Annotated in this window: 17 protein-coding genes and 1 other RNA gene; 8 read left to right on the top strand and 10 right to left on the bottom strand. The window is 64.7% G+C overall.

Features of this window, described 5'->3' with window-relative positions; all coding sequences use genetic code 11:
- Positions 1 to 63: 63 nt before the first annotated feature.
- Positions 64 to 2,736, bottom strand: coding sequence for a coiled-coil domain-containing protein (locus ACODSR_RS12030; RefSeq protein ID WP_489076726.1), 2,673 nt, complete (start codon positions 2,734 to 2,736; stop codon positions 64 to 66).
- Positions 2,737 to 2,817: 81 nt separating this feature from the next.
- Between ACODSR_RS12030 and ACODSR_RS12025 the strand changes: the two genes are divergently transcribed.
- The 4 genes from ACODSR_RS12025 (at position 2,818) to ACODSR_RS12010 (ending at position 6,911) form a co-directional block, all read left to right on the top strand.
- Positions 2,818 to 3,120, top strand: coding sequence for a hypothetical protein (locus ACODSR_RS12025; RefSeq protein ID WP_017184587.1), 303 nt, complete (start codon positions 2,818 to 2,820; stop codon positions 3,118 to 3,120).
- Positions 3,121 to 3,210: 90 nt separating this feature from the next.
- Positions 3,211 to 4,392 (top strand): hypothetical protein, encoded by a 1,182-nt coding sequence (locus tag ACODSR_RS12020; protein WP_489076724.1) that lies wholly within the window; start codon positions 3,211 to 3,213, stop codon positions 4,390 to 4,392.
- A gap of 57 nt (positions 4,393 to 4,449) precedes the next feature.
- Positions 4,450 to 5,538: a DUF2336 domain-containing protein gene (locus ACODSR_RS12015; protein WP_489076722.1), complete on the top strand. Its 1,089-nt coding sequence runs from the start codon at positions 4,450 to 4,452 to the stop codon at positions 5,536 to 5,538.
- Positions 5,535 to 6,911 carry a sensor histidine kinase gene (locus ACODSR_RS12010; RefSeq protein ID WP_489076720.1) on the top strand — a complete coding sequence of 459 codons (1,377 nt, stop codon included), beginning with the start codon at positions 5,535 to 5,537 and terminating at the stop codon, positions 6,909 to 6,911. Before ACODSR_RS12015 ends, ACODSR_RS12010 begins: the two co-directional genes overlap by 4 nt.
- A 64-nt stretch (positions 6,912 to 6,975) precedes the next feature.
- On the opposite strand, the gene ACODSR_RS12005 is transcribed toward ACODSR_RS12010, so the two are convergent.
- Positions 6,976 to 8,262, bottom strand: coding sequence for a citrate synthase (locus ACODSR_RS12005; RefSeq protein ID WP_489076718.1), 1,287 nt, complete (start codon positions 8,260 to 8,262; stop codon positions 6,976 to 6,978).
- Positions 8,263 to 8,282: 20 nt separating this feature from the next.
- Positions 8,283 to 9,725 carry a glutamate--tRNA ligase gene (gltX, locus tag ACODSR_RS12000; protein WP_489076716.1) on the bottom strand — a complete coding sequence of 481 codons (1,443 nt, stop codon included), beginning with the start codon at positions 9,723 to 9,725 and terminating at the stop codon, positions 8,283 to 8,285.
- A 49-nt stretch (positions 9,726 to 9,774) separates the two neighbouring features.
- Between gltX and ACODSR_RS11995 the strand changes: the two genes are divergently transcribed.
- Positions 9,775 to 11,910: a ComEC/Rec2 family competence protein gene (locus tag ACODSR_RS11995; RefSeq protein WP_489076714.1), complete on the top strand. Its 2,136-nt coding sequence runs from the start codon at positions 9,775 to 9,777 to the stop codon at positions 11,908 to 11,910.
- Here ACODSR_RS11995 and lexA read toward each other — a convergent pair.
- The 6 genes from lexA to ACODSR_RS11965 all read right to left on the bottom strand — a co-directional run bounded on the left by lexA (position 11,901) and on the right by ACODSR_RS11965 (position 16,875).
- Positions 11,901 to 12,572 (bottom strand): transcriptional repressor LexA, encoded by a 672-nt coding sequence (lexA, locus tag ACODSR_RS11990; protein ID WP_489076712.1) that lies wholly within the window; start codon positions 12,570 to 12,572, stop codon positions 11,901 to 11,903. The genes ACODSR_RS11995 and lexA overlap by 10 nt on opposite strands.
- Positions 12,573 to 12,695: 123 nt before the next feature.
- Positions 12,696 to 13,880 (bottom strand): molybdopterin molybdotransferase MoeA, encoded by a 1,185-nt coding sequence (locus tag ACODSR_RS11985; protein ID WP_489076710.1) that lies wholly within the window; start codon positions 13,878 to 13,880, stop codon positions 12,696 to 12,698.
- Positions 13,877 to 14,347 (bottom strand): cyclic pyranopterin monophosphate synthase MoaC, encoded by a 471-nt coding sequence (gene moaC / locus ACODSR_RS11980; RefSeq protein ID WP_489076708.1) that lies wholly within the window; start codon positions 14,345 to 14,347, stop codon positions 13,877 to 13,879. The genes ACODSR_RS11985 and moaC overlap by 4 nt, the downstream gene beginning before the upstream one ends.
- Positions 14,344 to 15,135 carry an indole-3-glycerol phosphate synthase TrpC gene (gene trpC, locus ACODSR_RS11975; protein ID WP_489076706.1) on the bottom strand — a complete coding sequence of 264 codons (792 nt, stop codon included), beginning with the start codon at positions 15,133 to 15,135 and terminating at the stop codon, positions 14,344 to 14,346. The genes moaC and trpC overlap by 4 nt, the downstream gene beginning before the upstream one ends.
- Positions 15,132 to 16,124, bottom strand: coding sequence for an anthranilate phosphoribosyltransferase (gene trpD / locus ACODSR_RS11970; RefSeq protein ID WP_489076705.1), 993 nt, complete (start codon positions 16,122 to 16,124; stop codon positions 15,132 to 15,134). Before trpD ends, trpC begins: the two co-directional genes overlap by 4 nt.
- 160 nt (positions 16,125 to 16,284) lie before the next feature.
- Entirely contained in the window at positions 16,285 to 16,875 is a 591-nt protein-coding gene (locus ACODSR_RS11965) for an anthranilate synthase component II (protein ID WP_489076703.1), read from the bottom strand.
- A gap of 224 nt (positions 16,876 to 17,099) precedes the next feature.
- Between ACODSR_RS11965 and ACODSR_RS11960 the strand changes: the two genes are divergently transcribed.
- Entirely contained in the window at positions 17,100 to 17,336 is a 237-nt protein-coding gene (locus ACODSR_RS11960) for a hypothetical protein (RefSeq protein ID WP_119743824.1), read from the top strand.
- Positions 17,337 to 17,492: 156 nt separating this feature from the next.
- On the opposite strand, the gene ACODSR_RS11955 is transcribed toward ACODSR_RS11960, so the two are convergent.
- On the bottom strand, positions 17,493 to 18,227 hold the full coding sequence (locus ACODSR_RS11955) for an NRDE family protein (RefSeq protein ID WP_489076701.1): 735 nt from the start codon (positions 18,225 to 18,227) through the stop codon (positions 17,493 to 17,495).
- Positions 18,228 to 18,245: 18 nt separating this feature from the next.
- Between ACODSR_RS11955 and ssrA the strand changes: the two genes are divergently transcribed.
- Positions 18,246 to 18,601: a transfer-messenger RNA gene (gene ssrA, locus ACODSR_RS11950) on the top strand.
- A gap of 370 nt (positions 18,602 to 18,971) precedes the next feature.
- Positions 18,972 to 19,355, top strand: a complete 384-nt coding sequence (locus ACODSR_RS11945) for a tetratricopeptide repeat protein (RefSeq protein ID WP_489006181.1) — start codon at positions 18,972 to 18,974, stop codon at positions 19,353 to 19,355.
- Positions 19,356 to 19,455 lie beyond the last annotated feature (100 nt).

Here is a 19,455-nt window from a genome sequence, read left to right as displayed (position 1 = left end):
CTTGCGCGTGGTTTCTCGACTTCGCTCGAAACGAACGGGCCTAAGTAAGTCAGCGCGATCCGCTTACTGCCGCAGCCGCTCGATAGCCTGCGCCAACGCGACATAGAGCTTGCCCATGTCGGACGAGAGGATGGCGACGCCCAAGGCGTTGCCGTCGCGCGCCGACAGGATGATCCGCAGCATCCCTTCAAAATCATGGATATAGCGGTTCACATGATCGCGAAATTCCGGGTCATTGTCGTAATGGAGCGCAATTTCGCGCGATTCGCCTGCATCCAGCAGCCTGACCGCACGGCGGGTAAAGACGCCGCGATCGCCCTTCAGATAGGCCGACCAGCTTGAATCGGTGACGTCGTTGGACAGGATCTTGGCGACGTCGATGGCTGTGCTGTTGAGCGATTCGATCAGCAGCGCGGAGCGGCGGGCGAAATGGTCGCGGTCGCGATTTTCCGACGCGCGCTCGGCTTCCTCGATCCGCTGCTCGACGCTGGCGCTGGTATCGGCGATGGTCAGCAACTGGCGGGTCAGGCGCTCGGACGCCTGATGCGCGGCCTTGACCGCATCCTCCGCGACCCGCGCGACCTGTTCGATCTGCGCTGTCACCTTGTCACCGATAGCGGTCTGCATTGCCTGTTCGCTGGCTTCGGCCAGTGCCTGCGCGGCCTCAGGAATGGCGCGGCCCAGCGCCTGGCGCGCACGTTCGGCGGCCTGATCGGCAGTGTCCTTGACGCGCAGCAGGGCGGTGACGAGCAATGGCCCGGCGCCCTCGGTAATCCGGGTAGCGTCCTGATGCGCGCCATCGAGCGCGACGCGCAGCCGTTCGACCAGATTGCGGTTGGCCTCCAGCCCGCCCTGCGTGCTTTCCAGCCATTCGGTCAGGCGACTGCCCTGACCGCGCAGCATCGATTCGGCCTCTTCCGCCCGACCGACCAGCGCCTGCGAGATAGCCTCCAGCCGCTCTATTTCCGGTGTCGTGTTGCCCAGCAGTGCGCGGCTCTGTTCCAGTCGCGCGTCGAAACGCTCCAATGCGGCGGGATAGGTCTCGTCCAGTTCGCGCACGCTCGAATCGAGCGCGACGAGCAGGGTTTCGGCGCAGCCGATCAGCTTTTCGGCGGTCATGCCGCCGTTTGCCAGTGCGCCGTCGATCCGCTGGGTTTCACTGGTCAGGCGCGCAAGCGCTTCGGTCAGCCGTTCGCTGCGCGCAAGGGCCACTTCTTCGAGCGTTGCGAAGCGGGTCTGCGTTGTGGTGATCGTTTCGTCCAGCCCGGCCTGGATACCGGCCATCAGGCTGTGCTGCCCCGTCATGACGTCATTAATCTGATGCAGCCGGTTTTCGACGTCGCCGATCGTGTTGGCCAGACCCGTGACCGTCTCGCTGCCAATGGCGTCCAGGCTGTCGCGCGAACGGGTAACCAGCGATTCGAGCGCAGCCGACTGGGACGACAGATTGCCATCTGTCAGCGCCAGCGCTTCCTGCGCACGGGCCAGCGCGGCGTCGAGCCGTTCGCGCAGGTCGGTTTCGATGGCGTCCATGTCCCGCGTCAACGTAGCCAGCGTGGTCTCGCTGACATTGCCGATGCCGGCTTGTGCGGCTGCAACAAGTGCTTCGAGATGTTCGGCGCGGCGCGACAGCCCTTCATCGGTCGTCGCCATAGTGGCGCGCACGCTGCGCAAAGCATTGTCGAGACGACCGGTCAAATCTGCCTGCGCCGTGTCGAGATCATGGATCAACGCCGTGCGCACGCTTTCGCTAGTGCTGGCGATGCCGGTTTCGGCGGTTTCGACCAGCGTTGCCAGGGCCGCTGCCTGCAATTCGATATCCTGACGGGTACGATCCATCGCCTGCCGCGCGCTCTGCGCGGTGGCGTCGATGCGTCCGGCGGCGATCTCCGCCATGCCGGTCACTTCTTCATTGGCGGCGCGGGTGGATTCCTGAAGCTGGGTAAGCTGGCTCGACAGGCTCTTGGTCGCAGACAAAGTGCGGGCGCGGGCGTCGTCCGACAGTTCGGCCAGCGCATGAAGCCGCGCTTCGAGCGTGTCGATCCGTTCGGCCAGCGCATGGCCATTGTCCATGATCTGCGCGGCCATGCGACCGGTGCGGTCCTCCAGTTCGGGGATCGTCGCGATCAGCGAGTCCATCTTGGCGAGGAGCGCTGTGCTGGCCCGTTCGGCCGATTCGGCGCGGTCGGCGGTTGCCTGCGACCGGCTGGCAATAAGTTCGGCGGATGCTTCCATATTGCTGCTGGCCGCTGCGCCATAGCTGTCGAGCAATTCGGCCTGATCCTGCATCGACTGACGGGCGGTTTCCAGCTGGGTCGCGATCCGGCCAAGGCGCAGTTCGAGTAGATCGGCCTCCGTCCGCAAAGCGCGGGCCGTGTCGAGATAGCGGCGCGATTCTGTACGGCTGTTCCGCATCAGCAGCAAGTAAGCCAGACCAAGCAGGATGAGCGGGACGACCAGCGTGGCGATGGCATTGGCCCAGAACAAGGGGCCACCGACCAGATCGCCCGACGCCACCATAGCCCAGCCGGCAAAGCCGACCCAACCGACGCCAAGCAAGGTCAATCCGACGCGCACGCGCCTGACCCAGGCATCGCCCGCGCCATCATCCGAATCATCTTCGCCGATGTTGAGAGCCGCCTGTTTCAAAAGTAAAATGTCATCCGCCTGCGACGCATCGCTGGCCGCGCTTGGTTCGTCGCGCCAAAACTCGACGATTGTGCTGCCCCCTGTCATGGCGTGCATCCTAGCAGCTTTTCCGCCCGCGCAAATGCCCTGTTACCAAAACTTAACGCAAGCCAGATAGCGTCTGTCTCTATGTCCTATGATCCTGGCGCCCTCCATGCAGCTTTATCCGCAGCCGTCGGTGACGACAGCGCCCTGATTGCGGACCTGCGCGTCGCCTTCATGGAAAGCGCGGAGCGGCAGATCGACCTGCTGGGGCGGGCGCGGTGTGACGCCAATTGGGAACTGGCGGCGTGGCGGCTGAAAGGGCTGGCGGCAAGTTTCGGGCTGACCGCGCTGATGGCGCTGGCGGACGAGGCGGCCGAGGCGGCACCGGGCGATCCGCGCGTGCTGCGCCGTTTGCGCGCGGCGCTGGCGGGACTACAACAGACCTGAATCATGGCGCGGGCACGGCTGTGCTTGCGCGAAGCCTTCAGCCTTGCGACAAGACCCGCTGCACAACAATCGGGTCGATACCATAACGATATGAGTTTCGCGGCTATTCTCAGCGCCAGCCGGGCTTCGGGCGATTCGTCCGGGGGCCAGTCCACCGGGGGTCAGCGCGCGAGTCTGTATTTTGCCGGGCAGACGCTGGTGGAATATCAGGCGCGGCAGGCGGCGCAGGCGGGCGCGGATCGCATCATGATTTTGGTGAGCGTCATTACGCCCGCTTTGTCGCAGGCCGTCGATCGGCTGAGCGCCGATGGGATCGCGGTCGCGCTGGTGCGGGACATGGTGTCGATGGTTCGGGATGCGCCGCGTGATGCCGACGTCTTGCTGGTCGCCGACGGGGCGATCGTGTCGCAGGCGCATTTCGAGGCGATGGGCAGCGCGGAGGGCAATGCCCTGCTGGTCACGGATGACAGCCGCGCCAGCACGCCGTTCGAGCGGATCGACGCCGGGCAGCGCTGGGCCGGACTGGCGCGGATCAGCCCGACATTGTTGTTCGGCACGCTCGACATGATCGGCGACTGGGATTTGTCGCTCACGCTGGTGCGCGCGGCGGTGCAGAAGGGCGCGCGCCGCGTCACCGTGTCGCAGGATGATCTGCTCGAAGGGCGCGTCGCGCTGATCGAAACCCAACAGCAGGCCGATCTGGTGGCGCAGGCGGTGACGGCGGCAGGGGCTTCGTCGGCGCGGGCGCGCGGGGGCATTGAACATTATCTTCTCTCGCCCCTCGCACGGATGATCAGCCCGGCGCTGATGCGGATGCAGGTGCCAGCGATGCAGGTGCGGATTGCCGCCATCGCGCTGGGTGCCATCGCGCTGGTCCCGGTTCAGCTGTTGTGGACGTTGACCGGTTTCGCGTTGTTGCTGGGGGCGTTGTTGCTGGCGGAAATTGCCGACCGACTGGACGAACTGGCGCTGCGTCCGCCGCCCATGGGCCTGCTGGCTTTCGTGACGCCGTTGCTGGCGCTGATCGGCATCGTGCTGGCGGGCAGCAGCACATTGGCCGCCGATCTGGCGCTGCTGCTGGGCATCATGCTGGTGGCGGATCGCTGGCGACGGACCGGCAATGCCCGGCCATGGATGATCGTAACCCCCGGAACCGTCTTGCTGCTGCTGTTCGTCGCCGGGCTGGTCGGGATGCTGGCGCAAGGCATCAGGGTCGCGATGCTGGCGCTGATTGCATCAGCCGGGGCGATCATATTGCGGCCGCGCGACTGAGCATATTTCGCCGCCAGGGTTTAGTGCATTTTAAGGACGTCGGGCTATGGTCCGGGTATGAACGCCTATTCGTCCCTTACCGGTGCGGCCATGGCGGACAGCTGGCCGATGGCGCAAGTCATGGCGGGCATGTCCGCCGTGCCGGTTGGCCATGCCATCGATCTGGCTTTCTTTTTCCCGGTCGAGGAACGGGCGCGCCATGATGCGCTGATCGCGGAAACGCGGCGGCATCTGGGCGGATGCCTGAACGGAATCGAGATGGCGCTGCGGCTGTCGCTCGATCATGCGCCCGATGTCGCGCACATCCTTTCCCGTTCGCCAGAACCGCTGTGCTGGCCGACCGTGCGGGCGCAACCGACGCTGATCGGACCGGCGCTGCTGGCGCATATGCAGATGCGCGCCGGGGTTAGCCTGATGCTGCGGCAGTTCGGCCAGCCCGACATCGAGCACTTGGATGATGGCGATGGCGGCGTGTTGGCGCTGGGCGATGATCCGCTTGTCGGCGATGCGCTGTCCGCGCTGGCGCTGGCGGAAGGACGCTGGATCGCCACGGGCGGCGAGGATCGACCGATGCGGCCGGACCTGCCCGCTGAATATTTTGCCGAATTGGTATGGACGGCGGCGGCCTGTCTGGCGGCGGTGGTCCAGCGGAGCGCGCCTGATCTGGGCGATGCCGTGCTGGCGGCGTTCGAACGGTCGGGCTGGGCCTTGCTTGCAGACCATGATGAAAGCGCCAGTCCGATGGCCGAGGCCGACCGGCTGGTGCGGCGGATGGGTGAGTTGGCTGATTCGCCGGACCTGATGGGGATTGCGCTGGGGCAGCGGCGCTTTTTGCTATTTGCAGCGCTGGCGGCAAGGCGGTTGCGCATGGCAACTGTCCAGGCGACCGATATATTGGTGATGGGACCGCTAGCGCAGGTGGCGATGCTATGCCGGGCATTGGGTGGATCGGACGCTGATTATCGTCATTTGCTGCTGGCGTTGCGTCCTGTGCGCCCGGCCCTGTCCGACGCCGTCATCGTGGCGGAGGCGGAGCGTTATCAGGGGCTGACCGACATGCAGGCCGATGCAGCCGTCAGCGCGCTGCGCACGCCGCCCGCCTTCCGCTCCCGGCTCGACCATTTGCGCCGGTTGACGGGCGCGTGAACATGCCGTCGCATCCCACGATCATCCGGGCCTCCATCTCCACCGACGGCCTGTTGCTGAGCGCTGACCTGCGCCTGCTGACGCTTCAGCGGGAGGCGGGCGGTGACTTGGGCGCGCCGGTGGCCGTGCCGCAACTGGCCGCGATCGCGCGGCTTTCGGCGCGGCTGGGTATCACCGTATCGCGGCCGATCATCGCCGCGACCGAGCATGGTGACATCGACATGTGGGTACGGGCGCGGCCCGATAGCGATGGCGTTACCCTCTCGATCATCGACTGGCATGAGCGGCCTGGGGTCGCGCTGCCGGCCGATATTGCGCGGCGCGAGGCGGATATCGCCGCGCTGGCCGATGGCTGGAGCTGGCAGATCGACATGCAATTGCGGTTCCAGATGGTGCTGGAGGGTGGCGATACCCATGGCGCGCTGCCGCCCGATCCGCCGGTGCCGGGCAGTCGTTTTTCCGGCTATTTCCAGCTTCTGCCTGATGATGATGGCGACATGGCGATGCTGCGCGCCTTTGCGCAGCGGCGCGCCTTTCGCGACCAGACGGCAGCGTTGGTCAGCGATCCGGCGCGGTCGTTTCGCCTGTCTGGCTTTCCCATGTTCGACCTGGCCGGACAACTGACCGGCTATCGCGGCACGGCATTCCCGCTGGAGCAGATAGTGGTCGTGCCGATGGCGCAGGAAGCGGCGGTCGCGCTCTATCCCGGCGAATTTGGCAAGCGGCTGGACCGCTCGCTACGCCAGCCTCTGGGGCGGATCATCGCCAACGCCGATACGATCAGCGCGCAGCTGGAAGGGCCGCTCCGCCCCGATTATGCCGATTATGCGACGGACATCGCTGCGGCCGGGCGGCATCTGATGGCGCTGGTCGATGATCTGGCCGATTTGCAGGCGATCGACCGGCCCGATTTCAGCGTGATCGCCGAAGATGTCGATCTTGCCGATGTGGGCCGTCGCGCTGCCGGATTGCTGGCGGTCAAGGCGCTTGATCGGCAGATTCGCATAGTTGCGCCGGACGCGGACGCCACGCCCGCCACCGGTGAGTTTCGCCGGGTGCTGCAAATATTGGTCAACCTGATCGGCAATGCGGTGCGCTATTCGCCCGAAGGCAGCGAGGTGCGGATCGTTACTGAAGGTGATCATGGCCAGGCCCGGATCATGGTGATCGATCAGGGGCAGGGGGTCGCGGTCGCGGATCGCGAGCGGATTTTCGAGAAGTTCGAGCGGCTGGGCCGCGACGATTCAGGCGGCAGTGGCCTGGGCCTCTATATCTCCCGCCGCCTGGCCCGCGCCATGGGGGGCGACATCCGCATTGGCGGTGCGCCGGGCGAAGGCGCGCGCTTCATCCTGTCATTGCCGACGGGCCTATGATCCCATGAAAAACGGCGCCCCTTGATGGGAGCGCCGTTCTGCATTTTCTATGTGGTCGGGCGTGTTAGCGCTTGTCGACCGGCACATAGTCGCGCTGGGTCGGGCCGGTATAGAGCTGGCGCGGGCGACCGATCTTCTGCGCTGGGTCCGAAATCATCTCGTTCCACTGCGCAACCCAGCCGACAGTGCGGGCCAGGGCGAAGAGAACGGTGAACATTTCGGTCGGGAAGCCGATGGCCGACAGGATGACGCCTGAATAGAAGTCGACGTTGGGAAACAGCTTCTTTTCGATGAAATAGGGATCGCTGAGCGCAATCTTTTCCAGTTCGCGGGCGACGTCGAACACCGGGTCGGTCACGCCCATCGTCTTGAGCACGTCCTCGGCCGTTTTTTGCATGACGGTCGCGCGGGGATCGTAATTCTTATAGACGCGATGGCCAAAGCCCATCAGGCGGAACGGATCGTCCTTATTCTTGGCGCGGGCGATATATTCCGGGATGCGATCGACCGTGCCGATTTCGCGCAGCATATTGAGCGCGGCTTCGTTCGCGCCGCCATGGGCCGGACCCCACAGGCAGGCAATGCCCGCCGCGATGCACGCGAAGGGATTGGCGCCCGATGACCCCGCCAGACGCACCGTCGATGTCGATGCATTTTGTTCATGGTCGGCATGGAGGATGAAAATCTTGTCCATGGCGTCCACGATCACCGGATCGGGGATATATTCCTCCGCTGGGACCGAGAAGGTCATGCGCAGGAAATTGGCGGTGTAGGACAGGTCGTTGCGCGGATAGACGAAGGGCTGGCCCACCGAATATTTGTACGCCATCGCCGCGATCGTCGGCATCTTGGCGATCAGGCGGTGGCTGGCAATCTTGCGCTGCACCGGATCGTTGATGTCGGTCGAGTCATGATAGAAAGCCGACAGCGCGCCGACGACACCGCACATGATTGCCATGGGATGCGCGTCGCGACGAAAGCCGCGATAGAAGGTCGTGAGCTGCTCATTGACCATCGTGTGGCGCGTGATCGTATGGGTGAACTCGTCGAGTTCCTGCTTGGACGGCAATTCGCCGTTCAGCAGCAGGTAGCTGACCTCCATGAAGCTCGATTCCTCGGCCAACTGGCCGATCGGATAGCCGCGATGCAGCAACACGCCTTCATCACCGTCGATATAGGTCAGGCCGGATTCGCAACTGGCCGTCGATGTGAAGCCCGGATCATAGGTGAACATGCCGGTATTGGCGTACAGCTTGCGCACATCGATGACCTGCGGGCCGACCGAACCGTCCATGACGGCATAGTCCTTGGTCTCTCCCCCGACGGTCAAAGTGGCTTTGTTATCCGACATATTGTTCTCCTTGTATGCCATCAGCCAATCGATGCGTGTCCAACATCGGTCAGCCGTTCCAAGCTCCCCTCTTTCCCCAGCAGGAAGAGGACATCAAAAATACCCGGCGAGACGGTGCGCCCGGTGAGTGCCGCCCGGAGCGGCTGTGCCACCTTGCCCAGCCCCAGGCCAGCATCCTCTGCCACGCGGCGAATTGCGTCCTCGATCGCTTCGACCGTCCATGATTGGACTGGCCGCAAAGCGTCGGCTGTCTTTGTCAGCAGCGCGCGCGCCGAGTCGTCTAGCAGAGCGAATGCCTTTTCGTCAAAATCCAGCGGGCAATTTTTGAACAGAAATTCGGCGCCTTCCGCAATTTCATGAATGGTTTTGGCGCGTGGCTTGAGCGATGGCATCGCTGCCGTCAGCAGAGCAAGGCCGGCTTCGGGCAGGGGCTTGCCCAGCTGGGCTTCCACCTGCGGCGCGACTAGCGCGGCGAGGCGGGCGTCGTCAGCCTCCCGCAGATAATGGCCGTTGAGATTTTCCAGCTTCTTGATGTCGAAGCGCGAAGGCGATCGGCCGACGCCGCTAATATCGAACAGCTCGATGGCACGCGCGATGGGAATGATCTCCTCATCACCATGGCCCCAGCCCAGCCGCAGCAGATAGTTCAGCACCGCTTCGGGCAGCATCCCCATATCGTCGCGATAAGCGTCAACCCCCAGCGCGCCATGGCGCTTGGACAGTTTCGCGCCGTCCGATCCGTGGATCAGCGGGATATGGGCATAGACCGGCTCCTCCCAGCCCATGGCGCGGATGATGCATAGCTGGCGGAAGGCGTTGTTGAGATGATCGTCGCCGCGGATGACATGGGTGACGCCCATGTCGTTATCGTCAACCACGACAGCCAGCATATAGGTGGGCGTGCCGTCCGACCGCAGCAGGATCATGTCGTCCAGTTCGGCATTTTGCACCACGACGCGGCCCTGGACCGCATCCTCGATCACCGTTTCGCCCTCGCGCGGGGCTTTCAGGCGGATGACGAAGGGTGCGCCTTCGGGCGCGTCTGCGGGCGAACGGTCGCGCCAGCGACCATCATAGCGCATCGGTTGCTTGGCGGCGCGCTGTTGTTCGCGCAATTCCGCCAGTTCTTCCGGCGTCGCATAGCATTTATAGGCATGACCACCCGCCAGCATCGCGTTGGCGACCTCGGCATGGCGCGGGGTGCGGGCAAACTGGAACACGGCCGGTTCGTCGCCGCCCAGGCCCAGCCACTCCAGCCCGTCGAAAATGGCGGCAACTGCTTCTTCGGTAGAACGGGCGCGGTCGGTATCCTCGATCCGCAGCAGAAATTTGCCACCGTGGTGACGGGCGAACAGCCAGTTGAACAAGGCCGTGCGGGCGCCGCCAATATGCAGGAACCCGGTCGGCGAAGGCGCGAAACGGGTCACTACCGGCTTGTTCATTCCCGTTGCACTTGCCGTCATATTCGCTGACATTCTTCCTGCTTGTCCCATGAATGCGTCGCCCCCTAGCATGGCTTTTGAGCCACGACAAACCTCCCTTTGGTGGGGGGCTGGCGCTTGGACGCGCGGGGCGTTTTTCAGGGTGGAAAGCTGGCTGGAGACCGAGCGTGAACAGCTGCCCTTATGGGTGCCGATCGGGCTGGGGATCGGCATCACCGCCTGGTTCCTGTTGCTGCACCGGATGGGCTGGCTGGCCTTTTGCTGCGGCGCGCTGGCGCTGGCCTGTATGGGGCTGCTGCTCCCCGATGGCGCGCGGTTGCGGCGGATGATCGTGGCGGGCGGGATGCTGGCCTGTATCGGTTGCGCGCTGATCTGGGGGAAGGCGGTGCTGTTGGGGCAACCGCCGCTGGCGCGCCCCGTTTTCACGCAGGTAACGGGGGAAGTGACGGCGGTTCGACCGGTCCCGGCGCAACAGATGGTGCGGGCGATGCTGCGCCCGGTGGCTGCCCCCGGCCTGCCGGACATGATCCGGGTCAACATAGCCGAATCGGACGTGCCGCCGGGTCTGGGCGAAGGGGCGGTGATCCGCTTTCGTGCCCGTTTGATGCCGCCCGCGCCACCGAGCGTGCCGGGGGGCTATGATTTTGCCGCCCGCGCCTATTTTCAGGGGATTGGTGCTACCGGCAAGGCGTTGAAACCGATTGCGGTTGTGCGGCCTTCAATCGGCCCGCCACCCCTGCGGTTGCGATTATTCGCGCACATAAGGCAGCAGGTCGATGGTCCGGCGCAGGGCATTGCCGTAGCGCTGGCGACCGGGGACCAAGGCGCAATTGCAGAGGCGGACGCGGAGGCGATGCGGCGCAGTGGGCTGGCGCATCTGCTCTCCATCAGCGGGCTGCATGTGACTGCGCTGATCGGGGCGGTTATTTTCCTGCTGATGCGGGTGATGGCGCTTAGCCAGCGGGCGGCGCTGGACTGGCCGCTGATGCTGATCGCGGCTGCGGGCGGCGCGCTGGCGGGGATCGGCTATACGCTGCTGACCGGAGCGGAGGTGCCGACGCTGCGCTCCTGCATCGCCGCGCTGCTGGTACTGGGCGGACTGGCGCTGGGGCGCGACGCGATCACGCTGCGGCTGGTGGCGGTGGGCGCGCTGATCGTGCTGGCCTTTTGGCCCGAAGCGGTGACGGGGCCGAGTTTCCAGATGAGCTTTGCCGCTGTCACCGCGCTGGTTGCGCTGGCCGAGAATCCGCGTTTTCGCGCCTTTGCCAGTGCGCGGGACGAGAATAGGGCGCGCAAGGCGGGGCGGGTGCTGGGTGCGACGCTGATGACCGGCATTGCCGTCGAACTGGTGCTGATGCCGATCGCGCTGTTCCATTTTCACAAAGCCGGGATGCTGGGCGCGTTTGCCAATCTGGTTGCGATCCCGCTCACCACCTTTGTCGTCATGCCGCTGGAGGCGCTGGCGTTGTTGTTCGATCTGCTGGGTCTGGGCGCGCCTTTCTGGTGGATGACGGCGCAGGCGCTGAATTTGTTGCTGTGGATCGCCCATGGCGTGGCGGCCAGCCCGATGGCGACGATGTTGACTCCGGCGGTGCCATCCTGGCTGTTCGCGCTGATGATCGGCGGGCTACTCTGGTGCCTGTTGTGGCGCAGCGGGTGGCGCTGGCTGGGGCTTGGGCCGGTGGCGATGGGCGTGGTCGGCGTGTTGTTGCTGTCACCGCCCGACATTTTGGTGACTGGCGATGGCCGCCATGTGGCGGTGCGGACGGCTGGGGGCGGGATGGCGTTGTTGCGCGCGGGCGCGGGCGATTATGTGCGCGACACGCTGGCGGAGAGTGCGGGCTATGACGGTCCGCTTGACGCGATGGCGGACCTGCCGCAGGCGCGCTGTTCGAAGGATTTATGTGCCGTCGGGATGCAGGCGGGCGGGCGGCGCTGGCATGTGTTGGCCACTCGCAGCGACATGCTGATCGAACGCACTTTGTTCAGCAAGGAATGTGCCGCCGCCGATATTGTCATTGCCGATCGCGGGCTTCCCTATTGGTGCCGCCCTCGCTGGCTGAAAATCGACCGACGGCTTCTGGCGCGAACCGGGGGCATTGTCATCGACCTGGACGATGCGCGCATCAGCACGGTGCGGGCCGCGGGCGATGCCCATCCCTGGATCGTCGCGCCGCGCCGCCGCCCTCGTCCACCTCAATTATAGCGACGCAACAGTCCTGCCAGCTTGCCCTGAATCCGCACCTGCCGCGAATCATAGAGTTGGGGTTCATAGGCGCTGTTGGCGGGATCGAGCCTGACGCGCTGCCCTTCGCGTCGGAAATATTTGAGCGTGGCTTCTGCGTCATCGATCAGGGCGACGACGATCTGACCTTCGCGGGCGGTGTCGGTGCGTTGGATCAAAGCAAAATCGCCGTCGAGGATGCCCGCTTCCATCATCGAATCGCCCGACACTTCCAGCGCATAATGGTCGCCAGCCCCCAGCAAGGCGGCGGGGACGGACAGCATATTCTGCCCCTCCATCGCCTCGATCGGGACACCGGCGGCAATGCGGCCATGCAACGGGATTTCAATCACGTCATTGGCAGCGACCGGCAGGCTGGGGGCCAGTTGCGGTGTGGCCGGGGCGACCGGTGCAGGCGCGCGGTGCATGGCGTCGGGGAGCTTCAGCACCTCCAGCGCACGGGCGCGGTTGGGCAGACGGCGGATGAAGCCGCGTTCCTCCAGCGCGTTGATCAGCCGGTGGATGCCGGACTTGGATCGCAGGTCGAGCGCATCCTTCATCTCCTCGAAAGAAGGGGACACACCGCCTTCCTCCAGCCGGGTCTGGATGAAACTCAGCAATTCCTGCTGCTTGAGGGTCAACATGCCTGCGGTCCTCCATGGAACGTATAAGGAACACATAGGAAACGGAAGGAGGCGAGTCAAGCGAGCAACGCGCGGTCGTTCTTGTCGCCAATCCACCGCGTGAACGGCAGCATTACTGAAGCTTCAGTCCATCAGTGGCAGGATGGTGACGGTGTCGCCCGTGGCCGCAGAAGGTGAGCTGGCGGGCCGCAGAATCAGGCAGTCGGCCATTGCCATGGCGGCGGTGGCGGCGCTGTCCTGCGACGTGACCGAGACGATGCCAGACTCTCCCCGATAAGCGCGCAGATAATCGTCGCGATCGCCGGTGGCGGGCAGCGGCGCGGCAAGGAGCGCCTGCGTCATGCGCGGCAACGGGGTCGTCGATCCGGCGCGATGGCGGACCAGCGGCAACAGGAACAGGGTCGCCGTGACGAAGGCCGATACCGGATTGCCGGGCAGGCCCAGAAATACGGCGTCTCCCAAGGTTCCGGCCATGAGCGGTTTGCCCGGTCGCATCTTGATCTTCCAGAAATCGAGCGCGCCGCCAGCCTGTAAGAAGGCCGGGCGGACCATGTCGTGATCGCCGACCGATGCTCCGCCGGTGGAGACGATGATGTCCGCCGATGCCGCCCGTGTCAGCGCCGCCGTCATGGCGTCGAGATCGTCGGGGACGATGCCCAGATCAATGACGTCGCAGGGCAGGGCAGCCAGCATCGCCGCCAGCATTGCTGCGTTGGACGATGGCAGGCTACCCGCCGGGGTCGGCGCGCCGGGCGGCACGAGTTCGTTGCCGGTTGAGATCAGTGCGACCTTGGGACGACGCCCCACGGGCAACGCCCCATGTCCGCCCAGCACGGCCAGCGCGATGCGGGCGGGAGTTAGGGCAATTCCTGCCGCCAGCAACAGGTCGTTCGTGGCAAAGTCCGATGCGGCCGGGCGGACGTTGCGGCCTACCGGCAAAGGATCGTCACTCGCCGTCAGTCGATCGCCATCGCGGGTGGCATTTTCCTGGATCAGGATCGTGTCGGCCCCGGCGGGGAGCGGCGCGCCGGTGAAGATGCGACTGGCCTCTCCGGGGGGCAGCGGGGCAGGGATACAGCCGCCCGCCGCGCTTTCGCCGGTGACCCGCCATGGTCCAGGCCACTCCGCGGCGCGCACGGCATAGCCATCCATCGCCGACAGATCGGCCCAGGGCTGGTTGCGCAGCGCCAGCACATCGCTTGCCAGCCAGCGCCCGGTGCAGGCGGCGATGGGCGCTTCTTCTGCGGGTAATTGCGACGCGAGCGCGAACAGGCGCGCCTGTGCTTCGGCGACAGGCAGCAGGCTCATGCCGCGCGCCAGTCGCCCGACTTGCCGCCGCTCTTGGCGATCAGGCGGACATTGCCGATGATCATGCCCTTGTCGATCGCCTTGGCCATGTCGTAGATGGTGAGCAACGCGACCGACGCAGCGGTCAACGCCTCCATCTCCACTCCGGTCTGGCCAGCGGTGCGGGCGGTGGCGGTGACGGTGACGCCGCCCTCGTCCAGATCAAAGTCGATATTGACGGCGCTCAATGCGATCGGGTGGCAGAGCGGGATCAGGTCGGCGGTGCGCTTGGCGGCCATGATGCCCGCGACCCGCGCGACCGCCAGCACGTCGCCTTTCTTGACCAGCCCCTGCGCGATCGCTTCGGCGGCCTGTGCGATCATGTCGATCCGGCCACTGGCAATTGCTTCGCGCGCGGTTACGGCCTTGGCCGACACATCGACCATGCGGGCCGCGCCGTCCGCGTCGAGATGGGTGAGACCCGTCACGCGCCAGTCAGCAGGTTGAGCGTCGCTGCCTCGACATCGGCCTGCCGCATCAGCGTTTCCCCGACCAGGAAGCAGCGCACGCCATGATCGGCCATGGCGGTCAGGTCGGCATGGCTGGTGAGGCCGCTTTCGGCGACGAAGGTGTAGCCCGCAGGCGCTTTGCCCACCAGTTCATAGGTGCGGGCGAAATCGACCGAGAAATCGCGCAGGTCGCGATTGTTGACGCCGATCAGGCGCGACCGCAGCTTGAGCGCGCGCTCCATTTCCGCCTCGTCATGCACTTCGATCAGCGCATCCATGCCGAGGCCAAGCGCGGCATCCTCAATCTCCGCCATCTGTCCGTCGTCCAGTGCGGCAACGATGATCAGGATGGCGTCGGCACCGAGCGAGCGGCTTTCGAGGATCTGCCAGGGATCGACAATGAAATCCTTGCGCAGCACGGGAATCGCGCAGGCGGAGCGGGCGGCCATCAGATAATCGTCATGGCCCTGAAAATAAGGCTCGTCGGTCAGCACCGACAGGCAGGCCGCGCCACCGGCGGCGTAGGCCTGTGCATGGGCGGGCGGATCGAAATCGGCGCGGATCAGCCCTTTGGACGGGCTGGCCTTCTTGATCTCCGCGATCAGGCCGAAGCCGGAGAGGGCGGCGTCGTCCAACGCCTTGCGAAAGCCGCGCGGGGGTGTCTGTTCGCTGGCGCGGGCGTGGAGCGACGATAGCGATGTCGCGGCCTTGCGCCGGGCGACATCCTCCCGCTTGAAATCGCAAATTTCGATCAGCTTGTTGGTCATTGATAGGCAATCCAGCAATTGAGCAGGGCGTTGGCAAGGCCACGGTCGATGGTCTCGGCCGCTTCCTCTACGCCTTCCCGAAGATCGGCAACCGCATCCGCCACGACAAGGGCAGCGGCGGCATTGAGCAGCACGGCGTCGCGATAGGCACCCGGTTCGCCTTGCAACAGCGCGCGCAGGGCGGCGGCATTATGGGCCGCGTCGCCGCCGCGGATCGCATCGACGGGATAGGTGGAGAGACCCAGATCGGCAGCGGACAGGCGGCGCATTGCGACGATGCCATGGCCCGCGACTTCGGCGATGTCGTTGCCGCCCGCCAGCGATAGTTCGTCCAGCCCTTCGTCGCCCGACACGATCATCGCGCGATCGACGCCCAGTTCAGCGAGCGCCTGTGCATAGATGGGGACATAGGCGGGGCGGGCGATGCCGACGAGTTGGCGGCGCACGCCTGCGGGGTTGGCGAGTGGACCCATCAGGTTGAAGATGGTGCGTTCGCCGATCGCCTTGCGGATCGGGCCGAGGCGTTTGAGCGCGGGGTGGTAATTTTGCGCGAAGAGGAAACAGATACCGATCTCCGCCAGCGTCGTCTCTGCGCTAGCGGCTGCGCGGTCGAGATTGAGGCCCAGCGCTTCGAGCGTGTCGGCAGCGCCTGCCTTGGACGATGCGGCGCGGTTGCCATGTTTGGCGACGGGGACGCCTGCGGCTGCAACGACCAGCGACACGGCGGTCGAGACGTTGAGGGTGTGATGCCCGTCGCCGCCGGTGCCGCAGACGTCGATCGCGCCTGCGGGGGCGGTGACCGGGATCATCCGCGCCCGCATCGCACGGGCCGCGGCGGCGATCTCGATCGCTGTCTCGCCGCGCCGGGCCATGGTGACGAGGAAGGTCGCGATCTCGGCTTCGGGCAGGTCGGCGTCGAACAACAGGTCGAAGGCGCGGGCGGCGGCCTGCGCGTCGAGGGGGTGGGAAGGATCGGGCAGGCTGCTCATCGCGCCTGCCTTAATCGCCAGCGGGGCGGTGAGTCGAGGGGGCGCTGGCGCTTAACTTCGCACTTTTCCCGGTAAATGAGACATAAGATTTCCTATCGCCGTAACTTTTGCAAAGTCGGCAACGCATCCTAGCCGGGCGCGATGCGATAGGACAGAGCGATCAGGCCGCCTCGCGCGCCTTCACCTTCATGCCCGCAATCTTCATGAAATTGGCCAGCATGTCATGGCCATGCTCAGTGGCGATGCTTTCGGGGTGGAACTGGACCGAATGGATCGGCAGGGTCGCGTGGCGGAAGCCCATGACCGATCCGTCCTCGCTGGTCGCGTTGACGACCAGGCTGCCCGGAATATCCTCTACGATCAGCGAGTGATAGCGGGTCGCGGTGAAGGGGGAAGGCAACCCGGCGAACAGGCCGGTGCCGTCATGGGTGACGGGCGATGTCTTGCCATGCATCAGGCCGCCGCGCACGACCTTGCCGCCGAAATGCTGGCCGATCGCCTGATGGCCGAGGCACACGCCCAGCAAGGGTGCGCCCGCATCGGCGCAGGCGGCGACGAGATCGAGGCTGACGCCTGCTTCATTGGGGGTGCAGGGACCGGGCGAGAGCAGAAAGGCCTTCGCCCCGCTGGACAGCGCCTGGCCCGCTGAAATGGCGTCGTTGCGGACGACCTCCACCCGTGCGCCCAGCTCCATCAGATAATGGACCAGGTTCCAGGTGAAGCTGTCATAATTGTCGATGACGAGGATCATGGGATCAGGGCTATAGAGAGGCAGGGCGGCAAGGGGAAGCGGGCTGCGCCATAAATGTCGCGACGGAGACACATGCCTCTGCTAGGGCCGGTCCATCGACGCGAACCCTGCCCGCAAGCATTCGCGTGACCGAGAGACGCCCAGCGCTCCCGCTTGCCAGCAAGGCGCTTTCTCTTGAACCATATTATCCGTCTTTCCGTCATCGCTGGCGTGAGCAACGCCGCATGAGCCGCGCGATCAACATCAATGCGCCGCTGGCCGATGTGCAGGCGCTCTGCACCAAGCACGCGCTGGCGGTATCGACCATCGAAGCGCTGACGTCGGGCGGCACCCGCGTGGTGATGCTGAACCCCGATGGGGCCGACCGGATGCGCGACCTGATGAAAACCAAGCTGATCGAGTCGCCGGTCGTGCGATCCTCGCTCCATCTGGCGCGTCAGCCGCGCTCTGTCCTGCGCTAAAGCGGCCACCTCACACCCTACGTTCGGGCTGAGCTTGTCGAAGCCTTGCCCTTCTTCTTCTCGAGAAGTGCGGCCCCCTTCGACTGCCTGCCAAGGCAGGCGCTCAGGACAGGCTTCGACAGGCTCAGGGCGAACGGATTGGTTTGATATGGTGGCTTACAATGGCCAGGCGAACGCTATCCTGCTTTCGCCGCTCCACTGTCCGTCGGCGTCATAGCGGCGTTCGGCGATGATCCCCTGTCCTGCGTAGTCGATCGTTATGATCGTGCTGCATCGCGTGCCGTAGACGGCATCGCGGATGAAGATGGGGGATGGCTCGGCGTCCGGCGCTGTGTCGTCGGGCAGGGTTTCGGTGCGTAGCGCTGTGAACAGCAGCGCCGGATCATCCTGCCCCGTCGCCAGCCAGTCGGCCAGCATCGCGTTCAGCTGTTGCGTCTTGGGCCATGGCGTATCGAACGGGCCGTTGGACAGGCCGATAATGCCGGGGGGCAGGTCGATCGCATCAGGCTGGTGGCGGTTGGTCAGCAGCCGGGCGCGGTGCCCATCCACCACGATCAGGCTGAACGGGTTGAAATCGTCGAGCGCCGCCAGCGTCGGCGCGGCATAAGGTCCGTCGCCCATCAGCACATCGGTGACCAGCGCGCCGCGCGAGGCGCGGTCGGGTTGGGCCAGGCCATAGCCGCGCTGGTTGGTGACCACGGCCATGCGGCCGGTATCGGACACGCCTGCCCATGTGCCGCCCGATTGCAGGTCGCGCCCGGCGATGATGCCGGGCCGGTCATCCCATTGCGCCAGCGCAGCGGAGGGGCGAACATGATGTTCGTCGCGATTGCCCGCCATCACCAGATGCCAGCGCGGATGGGCCGCCCATGCCATTGTCACGATACACATGGGCTTTCCCTTATGCGGCGGCTTGAAAAGGCGCAACTTTACGCCCATATGGGTCGGGCCGGGTTCGCCCGGCTATGGTGATAAAGTGTGTCGTATAATAGACGCAGCGGACCCGGGGGCAGTACCCGGCGGTTCCACCACATATCCCGGTTGGCAGACATGCCGGACGGGATGTCTGACGGGGCCGAACTAGGATCGACGTGTGTTCAAAGGCGATATTTTTACCCGGCCCGTGTAAGCCGTTAAACTGTGCAAAACTCATAAGTGCCAACGATAACGAAGCACTCGCCATTGCAGCGTGAATGAGGGCCTAACGGCCTGACCTCACTCTAAAATAGCGCGGTTGAACCCACCGGGCAACAGAAGGGAATTCAGCGGCCTCCGGGAGGGCCGGGCAACAGAACCTCCCGGACCTTCATCATTTTTGCTATCCTGTATCGCTGGCGTCGCTGGATCGATCGCCTGGCGCGGCGAGTCTGTCTCGACATGCGTGGAAGAGCGCCTGACGATTGCCGGTGCTGATGCACCAAGGCGCATTTCAAAACAAACCCCAGCTGCGCGAATCGCTATCGACTCCGGCATCCAATTCAATTACACTTTTATGACATTATGAAGAAAAAATCATAAGCATCTGTTTTTACAGAAAACAAAATCCTTTTTCAGCCACCGAACCGCTATTGCGCTACTGTCATCATAGTGAAATAATCATCGCTATAGTTAAAAGGTTTTGCTGGAGAAAATATGATGCTGAAGGTCGCCCTTATCGCCGGTTTTGCTCTGGCTTGCGTCACCCCCGCCATGGCGCAGGGCGCGTCGGAGGATGTGATCGTTGTCGGCGTTCCCGATGGCGGTCTGGCTGCGCGCGACCTGACGGCGGGCCAGTTTGAAAAGGCCGCCAAGCGGCTGAAGGCCGTGTGGCCCGACAGCGCCAATGATCCCGCGCGCCTGATCAACCTGGGCAACGCCTATGCGGGCATGGGCCGTGTGGCTGACGCGCACTCGGCCTATAAGTCCGCGCGCTTCTCCCCGGAAATGACCCTGGTACTGGCCGATGGCAGTGAACAATCGTCGCGCGACGTGGCGCGGCGGGCGATGAGCCGCCTGACGCCGGTTTATGCCTCGCGCTGATCGAAGCGCTCTATTTCAAGCGATTAAGGCGGGGCGCCATGCGAAATGGCGCCCTTGTCATGAAAGTATAACGCAAGTCACTAAACTGTAATTTTAGTGA

Source organism: Sphingobium sp. FG125 (genome assembly GCF_057809795.1).
Note: the sequence above shows the minus strand (reverse complement) of the source record. Positions and strands in the feature narration are given on the sequence as shown.